The following is a 14,696-nucleotide window of genomic DNA, read 5'->3' as shown; positions in this document are numbered from 1 at the left end:
AACAGGAAAGTTGGTTATTCGCTTAGGTAAAAGTGAAGATAAACCTATTTATTGGAGCATCATCATACCTGAAAAAAAAGGAAATGATAAACACGGATGTTTTAAAAATATACACGAATTAATACAATTATCTAAATATGCACATTATCGAACTATGATATTAGCACCTGCTGATTGTATTATTTTTCGTCGTATTTCATTTGTAAGAAAAGTGAATATAAAGTCTATTCCTTATCTATTAGAAGAATTTATAGCCACTGATGCTGAACAATTACACATTATAAAATTACAGCAACAAGGAAAAGATTTTTTTATCGCAGCTATAGAGAAAAGTTTAATCCATCAATGGCTACAATGGTTAAAATCTGCTAAGCTTTCAGCTGATAGCCTAATTCCTGATATCCTCGCGTTACCTTCATTTGATGATGCTTGGACGGCAATAAAACTTGATCAGCAATGGCTAATCAGAAAAGATCAGGTATCGGGTTTTTTAATCAATTCATCTGACTTTAACCAACTGATTCCTCATGTTATTCATCCTAAAACTATTCATACTTTTAGTACACAAGAAAAAAGTGATATTCACTGGATATCTCATCCTTCTATCGAGCCGATACTTTTACTAGCAGAAAATGTAGATTCTGTAAAAATTAATTTTTTACAAGGTGAATTTATAGCTCATAGTAAAAAGAAAAAATATATCGACGAATTCTGTAGATTATCGTTGATAATTTTTATTTTTTTTGTGATTTTTTTCTCAAGACTGATTTTTGATGGTTATAAGAATAATCAACATGCAGAATATATTAACAATAAATCACTTGATTATTATAACATGATCAACCCAGTAGCGAATAATATTACCAATATCAATCTAGCTGATAAAAAATATCTTTCTGTTTTAAAAGAAAGATATCCGTGTTCTATTTTTATGCAGTTGATGGCAAAAATTAATTTACCTTTGTTAGCCGAACCCCTAGTAAATATTACTGAAATTGAATTCAATCAAGATGAAAAAAAATTAGGGGTTAGATTTAATCTTATAGATAAAGATATAATTAGTCAATTAGCTTCCCATTTTGGCAAAAACTTTAGCATTGAAGTGGATAACAGAAAAGGTAATAATTTTAATTTATCCCTTTTTAAGGAACAGTATGAAGAAAATAAAAAATTTGATTGATCAAGTTAATACATTATCTTTTAAAGTAAAATCACTGGTAGTATTATTTATCTTTTTATTAACGATAATGGTTCTTTATTATCTTTTATTATTGCCGGCATTAAAATATAAAGAACAAAGTATTTCTCAATTTACACAGGCAAATAATACTATGTTATCTATAGTTAGCTTGGGAAAAGAAATAATGATGCTCAAGTCAGTTTTACCTGAAGAAAATAACAATATAGAAGATATTAATGTTATCGTAAGACGTATAACTAATGATAGAAAAATATATTTTACACTTATCGATGAACAGGCTAACAATATTCATATAAGAATAAATAATGTGCTCTTAAACGAATTGTTAATGTTATTAATTGATCTGGAAATAATTTATGGTATTAGCGTGCATAAAATAAAAATAATTAAAAATATGAAACAAAACGACAATGTCCTGGTTAGCTCGCTTCTATTAACCAGATTTCATACAGGCAAATAATTTTTATGTGGTTCTATAAGGAAATCATGATGACTGAATACTATTTTTACGGATATTTTATTTTTTTTATTATTTTGGGTTCATGTGTTGGTAGCTTTTTAAATGTAATAATATATCGTACTCCTATTATTTTACGTAATAAATGGGATAAAGAAATAGGTCTGTTAAATGATAACACTCATGATCTCGATATAAAAAAATATAATTTATTTATTCCTTGTTCTTCATGCCCTCATTGTCAGAAAAAAATACCGCTAATCTATAATATTCCCATTTTAGGATGGTTATATCTCAGAGGAAAAAGTAAATGCTGTAATAATAAAATCAGTTTACATTATCCTATTGTAGAAATGTTAACCGCGATACTTACCGTTCTTATTATGATGAATTACAATGATGGATGGAGACAACTTGCCGCATTACTATTGACTTGGTCATTAGTTGTTCTCGCATTTATTGATTTAAACGAAAAGATATTACCCGATTGTATAACTCTACCTTTACTTTGGGGCGGTTTATTATTGAACCTGAATCATATGTTTAGTTCTTTACATTCCGCAGTCATCGGATCGGTTTTAGGCTATCTATTTTTTTGGTTGACCTATTGGTTTATGAAGATGTTAACAGGTAAAGAGACCATGGGATACGGTGATTTTAAATTAATGGCAGCATTAGGAGCCTGGTTCGGTTGGGAAGTTATTCCATTGTTGATATTTATTTCTTCTTCTTTAGGTATTATCTATTATATTACATTGCGATTATTCAAAAAAGAAATGAAACAATCCATTGCATTCGGCCCTTTCTTGGCAATATCTGGAGTGACATTTTTATTTTTTCAACAAAATTTAAATTATTTTTTATATTGATGAAATAGAGAGTCAAAAATTACAGACTGTTTAAAAATAATCCATTGATCTTAAGTTAGTGCTATCTTAAAAGATAAATTATTTTTTCTTAAAACTGCATGAATTAATCCATTATAAATTTAAGTTTTATCTTGGTAATTCTTAACTAGTTTATATTTTATAACTTTGTTTACAATACGTTTTTTAATTTTTTGATTTTTTATCAATTTTAGTGACTTAACTGTTGATCAGTTAAATATTTCTTTGGTTTCTTACCAACTTATTGTATTTTCTTATCAGTTAACTCGATTAATTTTTTCCGTTGATTGTCATTGCAGATACGTAGCTCAAGGCGATTGTCTAAAAAATGTTTAAAATAGCGAAAAATAGCTCAGATGACATTAGAGAATACGGGAAAAATATATTATGTTCTCCTCAGCTAAGCGGATAAATAAAATGGATAAGTTTCTTTTACCCCAAGAATTCGTACTATTGAAAAAGAGGGTAAAGAAGTGAAACTAAGAAATAAGGAGTCTGAGATTCTTACTTTGCTCTATGAAAATTATCCACATCCTGTTTCACGACAGCAAATAGAGCAGTCTATATGGGCGGGAAGCTATGTTACTGAAAATACGCTAACACAAACAATTAGCAATTTACGTAATGCCATTAATGATAAGAACCATGAAGTTATTATCACCATCCCTAAAAAAGGCTATTGCTTAACTCTAGAGCCGAAAACGATATATACCGAGGATTTAAAGATACCAGAAAGACCGACAGATCTCATCGAAAAATCGGAACGGGTACTCACTTTTAATACACTTTCTTTTTCTACATGGTTAATCGGTACTGGTATTTTTTTACTTGTTTTTTTATTGTCATTTCTATTATTTTTTGACAGAAATCAGATTAATGTTTTTCATTTTAAACCGCAAAACTTACCTATCACGATTAATTTAGATAAAGATATTGATGCTGAATTTTTACATACTTATAAGAAACCACCGTATCTATTATTAAAGAAAAATAGTGATAATAGTTATTTAGTCTGTAAACCCTATAAAGGTGGATTGACATGCCTAAGAAAATAATTTTCTTCTACCTCACTGCTATTGGTTCTGGCTGTCTGTTGGGCATATTTTTTGGTATCTTCCATGCTTATTACAATCCAATGTATCAACTAAGTGGATATTGGAAGAATAACTATTTTCTCTCCACGCAAAATGGCCAATATCATATTAATTCCCGTGTCAGCATTATGGGCCAAGTAATAAAATTTTCTTCTGATGTGTATGATGAACAAGCCATGCTTAAAGTAAGTAGAAATTTATTTTATCGTGTTGTTGATATCAAGAATAATACATTTGAAAGAGAAATTATTTCAATGACACCGAATGATATAGATGATGAGGTTCTTAATCTGTTACTAAAGAATCCTATTTTTATCAGCCGCCCTACATTCTATGTCTTAGATAATAAAACTATTTTATTAGAGTTGTCACAGAGTCATATATTAGCCAGTGTCAGATTACTAAAACGTAGTGACAGGGTCCCCTTCGCTGAATAGATTTCGAAACAACTTACCAGGCTAAACTATATTGACAATGATGACATTACAACGCATTGTTTAGTGATAGTATTCTTAGAACCTCAGTATGCTAACGCATCCTGATTTTTTGTAGCAGGAGGCCAATTTGACCCCGGATGTATCGCAAGCGCTTTCCTGGTTGGAAGCAAACCCTGAAGTATTACAAGGGATCCGTCGTGGTGTTGAACGGGAAACATTAAGAATTACTGCCGATGGGCACTTAGCAGAAACCACACATGCAGCATCTTTGGGTGCCGCATTGACGCATCGGTGGATCACCACTGATTTTGCTGAAGCCATGCTAGAGTTTATTACCCCCGTTGATACCGATATTGACCATCTGCTCATTTTTTTACGTGATCTTCATCGCTACACAGCACGTAAACTGGGTGATGAAAATATGTGGCCGTTGAGTATGCCCTGTTTTATCAAAGCGCAACAAAACATTAAACCTGCCACCTATGGTTCTTCAAATATAGGTCGTTTTAAAGCTTTGTATCGCGAGGGTTTGAAGAATCGTTATGGCGCTTTGATGCAAACCATCTCTGGCGTTCATTATAATTTCTCTTTACCGCTGATATTCTGGCAGAAAAGGGTCGGCATTGCCGATGAAAAAAGTGGTAAAGAAGAAATTTCAGCCGGTTATTTCCGTCTAATCCGTAACTATCATCGTTTCGGTTGGGTTATTCCCTATTTATTTGGTGCTTCACCCGCAATTTGTCCTTCATTCCTTGAAGGAAGAGAAACCTCATTGGCTTTTAAATATCAAAATGGCCTCTGCTATCTGCCATATGCCACCTCTTTGCGTTTAAGCGATTTAGGGTATAACAATAAATCACAAAGCAATCTGGTGGTTCTTTACAACGATCTAGTGAGTTATGTCGAGGGGTTAAAGCGTGCTATTAGTACACCTTCAGCAACATTCGCGGCTTTGGAGTTGCAAAAAAATACAGATTATCTGCAACTCAATACTAATGTGTTACAGATAGAAAATGAATTATACGCACCCATTCGGCCTAAAAGGGTCACCAGAACAGGCGAATCACCGTCCGATGCTTTGTTACACAGTGGTATTGAATACATTGAAGTGCGCTCATTAGATATCAATCCTTTCTCACCCATTGGGGTTGAAGCTGTGCAAATTCGTTTTCTCGATTTGTTTCTAATCTGGTGTGCGTTGGTCGATGTACCAGAAATGAGCGCTGATGAGTTGCTCGGTACGCGTAAAAATTGGAACAGAGTGATCCTAGAAGGACGTAAACCAGAGCAGACTGTTGATATGGGTTGTGCAGTAGAGCAACCGCTGAATGGAGTGGGTAAAATTTTGTTTGCCGATTTACGGCGCATCGCGAGAGTCTTGGATGGCAAGGATAATCAGGCGTATCAGCAGGTTTGTGATGAGTTGGTTGCGTATTTTGATAATCCGGATCTGACCTATTCTGCCCGCATTTTATGTAAACTACAGCAGAAAAAGCAAGAAAATAGAACAAGTAATCCAGGTCTAGATTTGGCAAAACACTATCGTAAAATGTTACAGAATGAACCACTTCAACTCCTTACCGAAAAGCAACTATCTGATGAGCATCATGCTTCGTTGCAAAGACAGCATGAACTAGAACAAGAAGATGAACTCGACTTTGAAAGATATCTTCTGCGCTATACGGATCGTTAAAAAAAGAAAGGCCACATACTTGTGGCCAAATGAACATCTCAATAACAAGGATGATAATAACGAATGCGTGTCTTGCACATACTATGACGTGCGTGAGGTAAAGAAGTTCCTCTAATCGAAAAAAAATGTTAGGTCAGCAACATAGGATCCAAATCACGTCGTCGCAGCACTCGCTGTGGTTTTGCAAAAGGTCTATTGCGCAAAAAATCCTTTTAGGCACTGCAACAACTATCATCCTGCTCGTGATGATGGTGTGCACCATGAACGTGTCCATGTTGCAGCTCCTGCTCAGACGCCTGACGAATGGCGAGCACTTCAACCTTGAAACTTAAATTTTGACCTGCCAGCATATGGTTACCATCGACCACCACATGTTCATCTTCCACTGTGGTGATTTCTACCGGAATCTGACCTTGATCGGTCTCCGCCAAAAAACGCATCCCCACCTCTAGATCCAGTCCTTCATCATCCATAAAAACTTTTTTCTCCACACGCTGAACCAGCTCTTCACTATAAGCACCATAAGCATCATATGCTTTGAGGTAGACATCAAAACGATCACCCACTTGATGACCTTCGAGCGCTTTTTCCAACCCGATAAGCAACGAGCCATGCCCGTGTAAATATTCCAATGGTTCGCTTAGAGTGGACTCATGAACTAGAACATCCTCTTCAGTACGGACCTGGTAAGCCAAGCTAACAACCAAATCTTTTTCTACTTTCATCAACATAAAATGACTCCTTTAACAATAGACTTCTTGCAAAACCGTAGTGAATGCTGCAAATTCAAGGCACCTAGAGCATAGGAACTACACGGTACAGGTGAATACATGAGGATTACGAGCACCAGGTAACGCAGAATTTGCAGCACGTATTTGCAAACACATAGTAGATTTTGCAAGAAGCCTAATAAAATTAGCGCATAGTGCGAGTAGGCGCGATCAAGGATCTTGGTTAAAACGGGTAACCACTAAGGGTAGTCACGTGGTGGTACTTTTATCGAAGGTTTATCCTTGTCAACTTCAGATTCAGTGATCCGGTAATGCAGAGGACTATTCTGCAAGGGCAGATCGGGCAACAGATCGTTCGAACTTTTCGCCATATGCTGATATAACTGACGATAGTCACGCGCCATATTATCGAGCAATTCAGCACTACGAGCGAAATGGCCGACCAGTTCTCGACGGTATGCTTCTAAATCTGATTTATTTTTGTCTAGTTCATTTTTCATCTTTTGTTGTTGACGCAGCTTGCTGTTGCCAAAGCGCATCACTACGGCACCAATTAACATTCCAGCGACTAACCCAATCAGCGTATACTCCCAAGTCATGGTAACTCCTTTGTTGATTTCGTTGCTCAGTAAAGTTTTTCAATAGACTTCTTGCAGGACCGTAGCAAATGCTGTGAAGTCAAGACACCTGAAGCGTAGCAACCGCAGTGTACATGCGAGTACATAAGGATTGCGAGCACCAGGTAGCACAGAATTAGCAGCACGTATTTGCAAATACGTAGTAGGTTTTGCAAGAAATCTAATTAATAATAGCCACTATAACCGCTAACCTTGTCTCAATGGAATCTTGATTGTTGATAAAAATACAACCAAATACTCTTACGTCACTTTACCAACATGCCTTGAGCATCGATGGTTTTCAGTCAGATGATATACAACACGTGGCTGTTACTCGTCTGGAAACTCTTTGTCAAGAGGTTATCCAACGCCAAGGTGTACCACAAGCGCCTGACACCTTGTATGGGCGTTTAGCTCGTTTGTTCGGTAAACAAAAATCTTCTTTGCTCAATCAACCTGTGCAAGGATTGTACATGTGGGGAGGAGTCGGTCGAGGAAAAACCTGGCTCATGGATCTGTTTTTCCGTAGCCTGCCTGGAGAACGTAAACTACGACTCCATTTTCACCGTTTTATGTTGCGGGTTCATCAGCAGCTTACCGAGTTTCAGGGGAATGAAAATCCGTTAGAAAAGGTAGCGGACGGATTTAAAGCCCAGACTGATGTGCTTTGTTTTGACGAATTTTTTGTTTCGGACATCACTGATGCCATGTTATTGGCAACGCTATTAGAAGCGCTCTTTGCCAGAGGGATCACTTTAGTCGCCACATCGAACATCCCACCGGATAATCTTTATCATAACGGTTTGCAGCGAGACCGGTTTTTACCCGCTATTGTGTTAATAAAACAATATTGTGAGGTCATGAATGTAGACGCTGGTGTTGATTATCGTCTACGTTCATTAACGTCGGCATCTTTATATTTGACACCCCTGAATCAGCAAACAGAACAAAAAATGATGCAGATTTTTATCAAACTAGCGGGGGCTGAGGGGAAAGCATCGTCCCTGTTGCAAATTAATCACCGACCAATGCATGTGATCCGTAGGGTCGAGGGAATATTAGCGGTTGATTTTTATGTTTTGTGTGAAGAAGCCCGTAGCTCTTCAGATTATGTTGTATTGTCACAACAGTATCACACAGTGTTATTACACAATGTTCCCTGTATGGTAGCTGCAGGAACAGCAGCAAATAATGAAAATCGTGCACGACGTTTTCTAGCACTGATTGATGAATTCTATGAACGTAAAGTGAAGCTTATTATCGCTGCACAAGTGCCAATGTACGAATTGTATCAAGGAGAACATCTCAAATTCGAATATCAGCGGTGCTTGTCACGTTTGCAAGAGATGCAAAGCGAAGAGTACCTCAAACTGCCACACATTCCCTGAATCCAGGATGCCGCCAACCCAATAGACTGCTTGAAAAACCTACTATGTGTTTGCAAATACTCGCTGCAAATTCTGCGTTACCTGGTGCTCGCAATCCTCATGTACTGTGTACCGTGCCGTTACTGCGCTCCAGGTGCCTTGACTTCACATAACGAACAACGGTTTTACAAGAAGTCTAATGTCAGTGTCCAATTTATGCTCTTATCTAGAAAAAAACAGTTCGATCTTTATGGTTAAGTTCTCTATAATCCCGCGACCCCGTGTTGCCAACAAAGTTTTTTTCCCAGAAACTTTACAGTAAACCTCTTGCGAAATCGTAGTTTGTTATGTAAACAAGATTAAAACACAGCGTACAATATTTAGTGACCGGTCATACCGTGTTAACCTGTGGAGAGATAGCGTGGTTACTGTATACAATAGACTTCTTGCAAAACCGTTGTTCGTTATGTGAAGTCAAGGCACCTGGAGCGCAGTAAGGTACATAAGGATTGCTAGCATTGCATAACGCCGAGTTCACACCACGCAGCAGGTTATGCAAGAGGTCTAATGAAGAGAGTAAATGAGTATGTTGAGTTGATTTCTAACGGTGTATCAGCAGGCATAACAGATTTCGAATACGCTCTTGGATTATTAGTAACAGTAGTTTGCTAAACCAGATAGTTCTGTGAACCTCAAATTTTTACACATCTGAGTGTTCACTAACATGTAACTTATTAATTGGGTAAGTGTTTAATGAAAACTTTTACAGCTAAGCCAGATACTCTTAACTGGTATGTTGTTGGTGCAGATAATAAGACTCTTGGTCGTCTCGTGAAACGGAGAACTGTCAGCAACAAGCATGATTTTGTTGACACAACTAACGTTGACGATGAGTGTGTCGTCGATGAAAGCAGCAACACTACACAGTCTTATCACTGGTATTTTGTTGATTCTAGTGGAAAAACGGTGGCTCGTATCGCAAAACCAGGCACTACAACAGACCAGGATGATTGGTCTGTTGTTAGTAAAAACGATAAAACCATCATTCACCTCACACACCCAAGAGCTGTAAAGCACGATTGGTCTGTCGTTGATGCGAATGGAGAGATTTTGGGCCGTTTGGTAGCTAAACCAGAAATTTTAGAACGTCACTGGTATGTTGTTGATGCTGCTGGTAAAACGTTGGGTCGTCTCGCAACTGAGCTGGCTCACCGCTTACGCGGGAAGCATAAAGCGGAATATACTCCACACGTTGATACTGGCGATTATATTGTCGTGCTAAACGCGGAGAAAATTACGGTAACGGGTAACAAACGCAAAGAAAAAATTTATTACCGTTACACCGGTTACGTCGGTGGTCTTAAACAAGCGACCTTTGAAGAAATGATTGCCCGCCACCCTGAGCGAGTGATTGAGATCGCGGTTAAAGGCATGTTACCGAAAGGGCCTTTGGGTCGTGAAATGTACCGTAAACTTAAAGTTTACGCAGGTAACGAGCACCAACACGCGGCACAACAACCGCAAGTTCTGAACATTTAATTGGGATTATAGTAATGGCTGAAAATCAATATTACGGCACTGGTCGTCGCAAAACTTCTTGCGCCCGCGTCTTTGCTAGACCGGGTAGCGGTAAGATCTCAATTAACCAACGTACTCTGGAGAACTACTTCGGTCGCGAAACAGCTCGTATGGTGGTGCGTCAACCGTTGAAACTTGTAGACATGGAAGAAAAATTTGACTTATACATCACGGTAAAAGGTGGTGGTATCTCAGGTCAAGCGGGGGCTATTCGTCATGGCATTACCCGTGCACTGATGAAATATGACGAATGTCTACGTGGTGCAATGCGTAGCGCCGGCTTCGTAACACGTGATTCACGTCAAGTTGAGCGTAAAAAAGTGGGTCTGCGCAAAGCACGCCGTCGCCCACAGTTTTCCAAGCGTTAATTTTTTACGGTATAAAGTTGATGCTAGAAACCCGGTATTTAATGCCGGGTTTTTTAGTCGTAATGAAATATTTTACCACCCCCACAAAACAAGCAAAATCTGGTAAACTACCGTTCGTTTGTGTGTTCATTTTCACCCTTTTTAGACTAACTTGGAGGTTTTTATGGCTGTCGCTGCCAACAAACGTTCGGTGATGACGTTGTTTTCCGGTTCGACCGACATTTCTAGCCATCAAGTACGTATCGTACTGGCGGAAAAAGGTGTTGGTATTCAAATTGAGGATGTCAACCTCGATAATCCGCCACAAGATTTGCGCGATCTCAATCCTTCTTGCACCGTTCCAACTTTGGTAGAACGAGACCTAACACTATATCCGTCCCTTAACATTCTGGAATACTTGGATGAGCGCTATCCGCATCCACCCCTGATGCCGGTTTATCCGATAGCCCGTGCCAGAAGTCGTTTGCTGATGCACGGTATAAAAAATGACTGGTATTCATTGCAAACTAAAATCGAACAGGCTAATACCCAGGAAGCAACGGCGGCACGTCAACAGTTGAGCGAAGCATTATTAGAAATTGCGCCAACGTTCAAAACATTTTCTTACTTTATGAGTCATGAATTCAGCTTGGTGGATTGCTTCCTGGCTCCATTGCTATGGCGTTTAAAGGTACTGGAAGTCGATAATTTACTAAACTGTAAAGAAAGTGCTAAAGAACTAAAAAGCTACATGAGCCGCGTTTTTGAGCGTGAAAGCTTTCTGGCCTCACTCACTGAACCTGAACGTGAAATGCGTCCAAAAGGTTAACCTGCTATGAAAATAACAAGCATGCGTCCACGCCGCCCTTACTTGTTGCGAGCGTTTTATGATTGGTTGGTTGACAATGAACTCACTCCCTATCTGCTGGTTGATACCATGCAACCTCATGTACAGATCCCCCAGGGGCAAGCTAGTGATAATGGACGAATTGTTTTGAATATTGGCACTGCAGCAGTAGGAAATTTAAAATTAGGTGATACCGAACTGAGTTTTCAGGCAAGCTTTAACCAGATCGCCTGCCATATCAAAATACCAATAAGAGCAGTATTGGCTATCTATGCCCAAGAAAATGGTGTGGGCACGGAATTCGAGCCAGAAGACGCATATAACACCGACGTAGAAGTAGCAGCGGCAACCCTGTCTGGTATTAACAGTGAAAGTTTAACAGCATCTCACAAATTAACACTGATTAATGGCGATAATACACCCAGAAAAATTGATGATAATTCGTCCGATGACGACGAGCCACCACGGGGGGGAGGACGCCCAGCATTACGAGTAATTAAATAGTCATCAGACAGAACCTGATCTGACAATATGTTTAATTCGAACAATAACTTTCCGGGAAACTGGGCGTCTTTCCTTTTTAATTGGTGGTAAATCTACTGCCTACCAAGCCTTGGCTCGTAACCTGGAGTCAAGGTGCACGGAGTTTGCCTAAGGCTAGTGCCAGAGCATCACTCATGGCGCTGTTACCTGTTGTTGAGTTATCTATTTTATTTTTAGTGGTATGTTTGCCAGGTAGATTATTACGATTAGCCTGGCGATTTTTATTGTCGTCACCGTTGCTGGCACCACGACGGGCGGACGTGTCCCCTGGCTGCTCATTCAAACGCATCGTCAAAGCGATGCGTTTACGTTGTATATCGATTTCCATCACCTTGACTTTGACAATATCACCAGTTTTGACCACTTTATGAGGATCATCAACAAATTTATCTGCCAATGAGGAAATGTGCACCAAACCATCTTGATGCACGCCAATATCCACAAAAGCACCAAAATTAGTCACGTTAGTAACAGTGCCTTCCAGGATCATCGCAGGATAGAGATCGTCAAGGGTTTCAACACCCTCCGTAAAGGTAGCCGTTTTAAACTCAGGGCGCGGATCACGACCTGGTTTCTCTAGTTCCCTCAGAATATCGGTAACAGTAGGTACGCCAAAACGCTCAGTGACAAAATCGCAAACATGTAGATTACGCAAGATGCGGGCATTACCCATTAGATCAGGCAACATCTGTTGAGTAACTGTCAAAATACGTTGTACTACTGGATACGTCTCCGGGTGTACTGTCGAAGCATCGAGCGGATTGTCGCCATGATTAATACGTAAAAAACCTGCACACTGCTCAAACGCTTTAGGTCCAAGACGAGCCACCGTCAGCAATTGCTGTCGATTACGAAAGCGACCATGCTCGTTACGCCAGTTGACAATATTCTGTGCCATGATCTTGCTCAGGCCCGCCACGCGGGTCAGGAGCGGTACCGATGCCGTATTCAGATCAACGCCCACAGCATTGACACAGTCTTCTACTACAGTATCCAGTTTTTTCGCCAGTTGGCTTTGGCTGACATCATGTTGATACTGACCGACACCGATGGATTTTGGATCGATTTTTACCAATTCAGCCAAGGGATCCTGCAAACGACGGGCAATAGAGACAGCACCACGGATAGCAACATCAAGATCGGGGAATTCTAGCGCTGCCAGTTCTGATGCTGAATACACCGAAGCACCTGCTTCGCTGACTATTACTTTTTGAGCAGTCACCGCCGCGTGGTCTTTTTGCAACCTATTGTAAAAACGCTCAGTCTCGCGCGAAGCGGTACCATTGCCAATGGCGACTAAGTCAACCTGATGTTTGATACACAAAGCCGCTACGCTGGCAGCGGCTTTTGCTGTTTGACCCGTATGCGGATAAACAGTATCGGTCGCCACCAATTTACCCGTGGCATCAACCACCGCTACTTTAACACCAGTACGTAGACCCGGATCCAGGCCCATAGTAGTTCGCATGCCGGCAGGCGCTGCCATCAGCAAATCTTGCATATTGCGGGCAAATACTTTGATAGCTTCCTCTTCAGCTTGCTCCCGTAACCTACTCATCAGCTCTGTTTCTAGGTGGAGCAATACTTTGATGCGCCAAGTCCAGTTAACAACCGTTTTGCGCCAGGCATCAGCCGGAGCATTATTCAGGCGCAGATCCAAATGATGGGTAATGATCCGCTCACCTTGGCTTTCTTGCACAGTACGACCAACCATATCTGTGGTAAATTGCGGATCAGCATCTAACGCCAGTTGCAGTACGCCTTCATTACGACCGCGGAACATTGCCAACGCACGGTGGGATGGCACTCCCGCAATAGGTTCATGGTGATCGAAATAATCACGGAATTTGGCGCCTTCCTGTTCCTTACCGGCTATTACTTTGGCGACCAAATGTGCATTTTTCCACAGATATTCCCGCACTTTTGCCAACAAACGGGCATCTTGGGCAAAACGCTCCATTAAAATATAACGTGCTCCCTCCAGCGCAGCTTTACTATCAACCACACCTTTATCAGCATCCACATAATCACTAGCGAGTTGCTCGGGGTTTTGTTGCGGATCATGCCACAAACTATCAGCCAGAGGCTCCAAGCCCGCCTCAATAGCGATTTGCCCACGGGTGCGACGTTTAGGTTTGTAGGGAAGATACAAGTCTTCCAACTCAGTTTTGCTGATCGAACCATTAATAGCCGTGACCAGTTGATCAGTGAGCTTACCTTGTTCACTAATAGATTTCAGGATGATCTGGCGGCGATCTTCTAATTCACGTAAATAGCTAAGACGGGTCTCCAACTGACGCAATTGGCTATCATCTAAACCATCAGTCGCTTCTTTACGGTAGCGCGCAATAAAAGGTACAGTATTACCTTCATCAAGCAACGCGATAGCGGAGATAACTTGCTCCGATCGAGCCTGTATTTCGTTCGCAATAATGCGTATCAAGGGTTCATTCATAATAATCATCTATCAATTTTAATCAACAAAATTCTTACAAAACAGTAAGTTACACCACGCAGTAAGTTATGCAAGAAGTCTAATGAAGAATAGAAAAAAAGACAAACCACCGTTATACGGCTTACCGAGACAAAATGCCAGTGGTATCATTGATGTTGTTATCGTTAATCTGTACACTCCCGCTCACAAAGTGCCACGTCCCTCGGCTTCACAGCATATACCCTTCGCCTTTCAAGTTACGGCGGCGTTGGCTGCTCGCACTCATCCCAGTCATGTACTACCTGTACACTCCTGGGATTCGATTGATTGCCGCCTTGCCGTAACTCGAAATTCATTGGGATAATCTTCGGTTCGAAAAGGTTTATTCAATAGACCTCTTCGGAAACTATAGCAGGCGCCATGTAACGTGATCACTTTTGTTAATAAATATTAATTAATATCA

The 14,696-nt window shown here is 40.0% G+C and carries 14 protein-coding genes and 1 pseudogene; 12 read left to right on the top strand and 3 right to left on the bottom strand.

Going from position 1 to position 14,696, the window contains the following annotated elements:
• Positions 1-10: 10 nt before the first annotated feature.
• From gspL to gshA, 6 genes are all read left to right on the top strand, one after another.
• Positions 11-1,180, top strand: a complete 1,170-nt coding sequence (gene gspL / locus AAHH42_RS00260; RefSeq protein ID WP_342221460.1) for a type II secretion system protein GspL — start codon at positions 11-13, stop codon at positions 1,178-1,180.
• Complete coding sequence (gspM, locus tag AAHH42_RS00255; RefSeq protein WP_342221459.1) at positions 1,155-1,661, top strand: type II secretion system protein GspM; 507 nt, start codon at positions 1,155-1,157, stop codon at positions 1,659-1,661. Before gspL ends, gspM begins: the two co-directional genes overlap by 26 nt.
• Positions 1,662-1,687: 26 nt before the next feature.
• On the top strand, positions 1,688-2,527 hold the full coding sequence (locus tag AAHH42_RS00250; protein WP_342221458.1) for an A24 family peptidase: 840 nt from the start codon (positions 1,688-1,690) through the stop codon (positions 2,525-2,527).
• A 491-nt stretch (positions 2,528-3,018) separates the two neighbouring features.
• The gene (locus AAHH42_RS00245) at positions 3,019-3,600 is read left to right on the top strand and encodes a winged helix-turn-helix domain-containing protein (protein ID WP_342221457.1); all 582 of its coding nucleotides are present in this window, start codon (positions 3,019-3,021) and stop codon (positions 3,598-3,600) included.
• Positions 3,585-4,076, top strand: coding sequence for a hypothetical protein (locus AAHH42_RS00240; RefSeq protein ID WP_342221456.1), 492 nt, complete (start codon positions 3,585-3,587; stop codon positions 4,074-4,076). The genes AAHH42_RS00245 and AAHH42_RS00240 overlap by 16 nt, the downstream gene beginning before the upstream one ends.
• A 127-nt stretch (positions 4,077-4,203) precedes the next feature.
• On the top strand, positions 4,204-5,769 hold the full coding sequence (gene gshA, locus AAHH42_RS00235; RefSeq protein ID WP_072550607.1) for a glutamate--cysteine ligase: 1,566 nt from the start codon (positions 4,204-4,206) through the stop codon (positions 5,767-5,769).
• A 221-nt stretch (positions 5,770-5,990) separates the two neighbouring features.
• Here gshA and slyD read toward each other — a convergent pair.
• Positions 5,991-6,494, bottom strand: a pseudogene (gene slyD, locus AAHH42_RS00230) (peptidylprolyl isomerase); the annotation flags it as partial.
• A 245-nt stretch (positions 6,495-6,739) separates the two neighbouring features.
• Positions 6,740-7,099 (bottom strand): Z-ring associated protein ZapG, encoded by a 360-nt coding sequence (gene zapG, locus AAHH42_RS00225; RefSeq protein ID WP_072550608.1) that lies wholly within the window; start codon positions 7,097-7,099, stop codon positions 6,740-6,742.
• Between the two features lie 263 nt (positions 7,100-7,362).
• On the opposite strand from zapG, the gene zapE reads away from it, so the two are divergent.
• From zapE to AAHH42_RS00195, 5 genes are all read left to right on the top strand, one after another.
• Positions 7,363-8,505 carry a cell division protein ZapE gene (zapE, locus tag AAHH42_RS00220; protein WP_072550617.1) on the top strand — a complete coding sequence of 381 codons (1,143 nt, stop codon included), beginning with the start codon at positions 7,363-7,365 and terminating at the stop codon, positions 8,503-8,505.
• Between the two features lie 1,089 nt (positions 8,506-9,594).
• Positions 9,595-10,023, top strand: a complete 429-nt coding sequence (gene rplM, locus AAHH42_RS00210; protein ID WP_342222087.1) for a 50S ribosomal protein L13 — start codon at positions 9,595-9,597, stop codon at positions 10,021-10,023.
• A gap of 14 nt (positions 10,024-10,037) precedes the next feature.
• A complete protein-coding gene (gene rpsI / locus AAHH42_RS00205; RefSeq protein ID WP_072550609.1) occupies positions 10,038-10,430 on the top strand; it encodes a 30S ribosomal protein S9 in 393 nt (130 codons plus the stop codon).
• A gap of 163 nt (positions 10,431-10,593) precedes the next feature.
• Complete coding sequence (gene sspA / locus AAHH42_RS00200; RefSeq protein ID WP_072550610.1) at positions 10,594-11,238, top strand: stringent starvation protein SspA; 645 nt, start codon at positions 10,594-10,596, stop codon at positions 11,236-11,238.
• A gap of 6 nt (positions 11,239-11,244) precedes the next feature.
• The gene (locus AAHH42_RS00195) at positions 11,245-11,760 is read left to right on the top strand and encodes a ClpXP protease specificity-enhancing factor (protein WP_342221455.1); all 516 of its coding nucleotides are present in this window, start codon (positions 11,245-11,247) and stop codon (positions 11,758-11,760) included.
• 127 nt (positions 11,761-11,887) lie between these two features.
• On the opposite strand, the gene AAHH42_RS00190 is transcribed toward AAHH42_RS00195, so the two are convergent.
• A complete protein-coding gene (locus AAHH42_RS00190) occupies positions 11,888-14,254 on the bottom strand; it encodes a Tex family protein (protein ID WP_342221454.1) in 2,367 nt (788 codons plus the stop codon).
• A gap of 82 nt (positions 14,255-14,336) precedes the next feature.
• On the opposite strand from AAHH42_RS00190, the gene AAHH42_RS00185 reads away from it, so the two are divergent.
• On the top strand, positions 14,337-14,597 hold the full coding sequence (locus AAHH42_RS00185) for a hypothetical protein (RefSeq protein WP_072550613.1): 261 nt from the start codon (positions 14,337-14,339) through the stop codon (positions 14,595-14,597).
• Positions 14,598-14,696 lie beyond the last annotated feature (99 nt).

This window comes from Candidatus Fukatsuia endosymbiont of Tuberolachnus salignus, assembly GCF_964030845.1.
In the GTDB taxonomy this organism is placed as follows: Bacteria; Pseudomonadota; Gammaproteobacteria; order Enterobacterales; family Enterobacteriaceae; genus Fukatsuia; species Fukatsuia symbiotica.
The sequence above is the reverse complement of the archived record's forward strand: the minus strand, read 5'-3'. Positions and strand labels throughout refer to the sequence as shown.